General features: G+C 70.9%; 4 protein-coding genes and 1 pseudogene. 4 read left to right on the forward strand and 1 reads right to left on the reverse strand.

The window, feature by feature from the left end:
• Positions 1–235, reverse strand: a 235-nt coding sequence (locus FUT87_RS23095) for an SAM-dependent methyltransferase (protein ID WP_404935433.1), incomplete at its 3' end; no start/stop codon positions are given.
• Here FUT87_RS23095 and FUT87_RS23100 point away from each other — a divergent pair.
• From FUT87_RS23100 to FUT87_RS23115, 4 genes and pseudogenes are all read left to right on the forward strand, one after another.
• A complete protein-coding gene (locus FUT87_RS23100) occupies positions 234–641 on the forward strand; it encodes a YraN family protein (RefSeq protein ID WP_147242526.1) in 408 nt (135 codons plus the stop codon). The two genes, FUT87_RS23095 and FUT87_RS23100, sit on opposite strands and share 2 nt — an antisense overlap.
• A 48-nt stretch (positions 642–689) precedes the next feature.
• Positions 690–1,259 (forward strand): SIS domain-containing protein, encoded by a 570-nt coding sequence (locus FUT87_RS23105; protein ID WP_091720410.1) that lies wholly within the window; start codon positions 690–692, stop codon positions 1,257–1,259.
• Positions 1,260–1,288: 29 nt separating this feature from the next.
• Positions 1,289–1,948: a BON domain-containing protein gene (locus FUT87_RS23110; RefSeq protein ID WP_091720414.1), complete on the forward strand. Its 660-nt coding sequence runs from the start codon at positions 1,289–1,291 to the stop codon at positions 1,946–1,948.
• A gap of 205 nt (positions 1,949–2,153) precedes the next feature.
• Positions 2,154–2,935, forward strand: a pseudogene (locus FUT87_RS23115) (hypothetical protein); the annotation flags it as partial.

Raw genomic sequence — 2,935 nt, forward strand, 5'->3', positions numbered from 1 at the left:
GCAGCGCCAGCAGCGGCTTGTGCAGGCCGAGCCAGCGCAGCAACTGAGCGCTGACGCGCGTGTCCTCGCAGGCGACGGCGTCGACCAGCCCCAGCACGTGGATCGCGCGCAGGCTCAGGTCGGCGAGGTTGCCGATCGGGGTCGCGACGACGTAGAGCGTGCCGCCCGGGAATTGCTGATGACCGGCCGCGGCGGAAGCGGCGGCGATCAGCGAGGCGGACGGGGACGTCGACATGTTCAAGAAACTCTCCATCGGACGGGACGGCGCGGATGCGCAGGCACGGGGCGCCGGCGCCGAGCAGCGCGCCCTGGACTACCTGAGGCGGCAGGGGCTGCGGCTGGTGGCGCGCAATTATCGGGTCGCGCGCGGGCCGTCCGCGCGAGGCGGGGAGGTCGACCTGATCCTGTGGGCGCGGGACGGGACGCTGGTGTTCGTCGAGGTGCGTGCCAGGCAGCGCGATGCGCATGGCGGCGCGGCGGCCAGCGTGACGCGGGCCAAGCAACGGAAGGTGATCTTCGCGGCGACATGTTTCCTGCGCACGCTGGCGGAGATCCCGCCTTGCCGGTTCGACGTGGTGGCCATCGATGGCGACCGCGTCGAGTGGCTGCAAGGGGCCTTCGACGTGCCGGCCGAGCACTGAGCTCTGCGGCGGCCGATGGCCGTGCAGCACCCTTTATCATCCGCGCTCATGTTGGAACAACGCATACAACAACAATTCTTCGAGAGCGCGGACCTGCTCTACCAGGTCGCCGAAGGGCTGTCCCGCCCGCTCGCTGTCGCGGCGCAGATGATGGTGGACGCGCTCACCGCCGGCGGCCGCGTGCTCACCGCCGGGCTCGGCACCTCGGCGGCGGACGCGACTTACATGGCCTCGCTGCTGTCGGGCCGCTTCGAGCAGGAGCGCCCGGGCCTGGCCGCCATCGCGCTGGACGCGCAGGCCCAGGGCTACGCCGATCCCGCCTCCGCGCTGATGCGCCAGATCCAGACCTTCGGCCATCCCGGCGACCTGCTGCTGCTGTACGAGGCGCAGGCCAGCGGCGCGGCCGCCGCACTGCTGCAGGTGGCGCATGCGCAGGAGATGAGCGTGATCGTGCTCAGCGGCACGCAGGACGACGACTGGCGCGGCACGCTGCTGGACACCGATGTGCAACTGCGCGTGCCGCACAGCCGCTTCGCGCGGGTGGCGGAGGCGCATCGCCTGCTCTCCCACTGCCTCAGCGACGCGATCGACCTGCAGCTGCTCGGCGCGGGCGAATGACCCTCCTCCCGACTTTGAAGGACCTCCCGATGACCTCCGTGACCCGAAGCTCCCGCCGGACCCGCCGCCTGATCCTTGCCGCCGCGCTGGGCGGCGCGTTGCTGCAGACCGCCTGCGTGCCGCTGATCGTCGGCGGCGCGGCGGTGGGCAGCGCGATGGTGGCGACCGACCGGCGCACCTCCGGCACGCAGCTCGAGGACCAGGGCATCGAGCTCAAGACCGCAAACCGCATCCGCGAGCAGCTCGGCGACCGCGTGCACATCAACGTCAACAGCTACAACCGCATGGTGTTGCTGACCGGCGAGACCCGCAATGACGAGGACCGCGCCGCGGTCGAGCGCATCGCGCAGGGCGTGGAGAACGTCGGCAACGTGCTCAACGAGGTGGGCGTGGGCATGCTGAGCTCGCTGTCCAGCCGCGCCAACGACGTGGCCATCGCCGCCAAGGTCAAGGCCAGTCTGGTCGACGCGAAGGACCTGATCACCAACGCGTTCTACGTCGTCGTCGAGCGCGGCAACGTCTACATCATGGGCCGGGTGACCGAGCGCGAGGCCACCCGCGCGACCGAGATCGCTCGCGGCGTGCGCGGCGTGCAGAAGGTGGTGCGCGCGATGGAGATCATCAGCGAGGCCGAGCTGGCAGCGATGGGCCAGGCCCAGCAGCCGGCCAAGCCGAAGAGCACGCCCTGAACCGCGCTCGTGCCGGCCGACGCGCCGGCCGCCCCGCCCAGCAAGGGACCGCCACGCGGTCCCTTTTTTTCTTGGCGCGACGGGGCCTGTGATTTTTCCGGGTCCCTTGATCTGGCGCATTGATGGAAGGGATCGCTGCTGACGGATGAGCCAGTGCTCATCATCATCGCCCCTCCCTCAATCGAGACAGTTGGAGGCGAAGACCATGTACTTCCCCTATCTCCATGGCAAACAGAAGGAGGTGCTGGCCTTGCGCCACCTGGCGCAGGTGCTGGGCGCGGAGGGCCAGGTGCAGCCGGTGATGGAGCCGGTGCGGGTGATGGCGACCTCGATGCGGCACACGCTGGAGGCCTGCGAGGCGCATCGCCTGCCGGTGTGGCTGGTGGTCAATCCGGTGCGGCAGGATTTCGACCTGCTGCTGCCCGCCGAGGCCTTCGACTGGGGCCGGCAGCTGTTCACCTCGTTGCCGACGCGCCAGTGGATCCATCCGACGCTGATGCTGGGCCCGGCGCTGACGCCCGACGTGGTGCGGCGCTTCGTGCAGCTGTTCGGGGCCCGGCCGATGGGGCTGGTCGTCGGCCCCGAGGCGCCGCCGCTGTCCGAGTTGATGACGATGCTCGGCGGGGCGCGGGTGCGGCAGGTGTTCTTCAAGGGCGTCGAGCCGACCGCCGCGGACCGCGCCGCGCTCGGGGACACCGCCTGCGTGCGGGTCGAGGACCGGCGCCTGCCGGACAGCCCCGACCTGCGCCAGGATCACCGCCACCCGTTCCTGGATCCGCTGCCCCATCCCTGGCGGGAAGGCGGCGCGGACTTCTCGGACTACACCACGCTGCCCTCACGCCCGGACACGCCGGAGGCATCGTCGCGCCTGGCGGCGTTCCGGCTCAGCTACCTGCGCATCGCGCCAGCGCCGGCCGCGATCTGGCTCGAGTCCTTCCTGAGCGGCCGGCTCGCGCCCGACGAGGACAGCGCCGACCAGCGCTTCCG

The organism is Mitsuaria sp. TWR114, from assembly GCF_007997345.1.

Bases quoted from the DNA above. Each gene is read 5' to 3' on its own strand.
- FUT87_RS23100 (WP_147242526.1), top strand. From the start codon at position 234: ATGTTCAAGAAACTCTCCATCGGACGGGACGGCGCGGATGCGCAGGCA.
- FUT87_RS23105 (WP_091720410.1), top strand. From the start codon at position 690: ATGTTGGAACAACGCATACAACAACAATTCTTCGAGAGCGCGGACCTG.
- FUT87_RS23110 (WP_091720414.1), top strand. From the start codon at position 1,289: ATGACCTCCGTGACCCGAAGCTCCCGCCGGACCCGCCGCCTGATCCTT.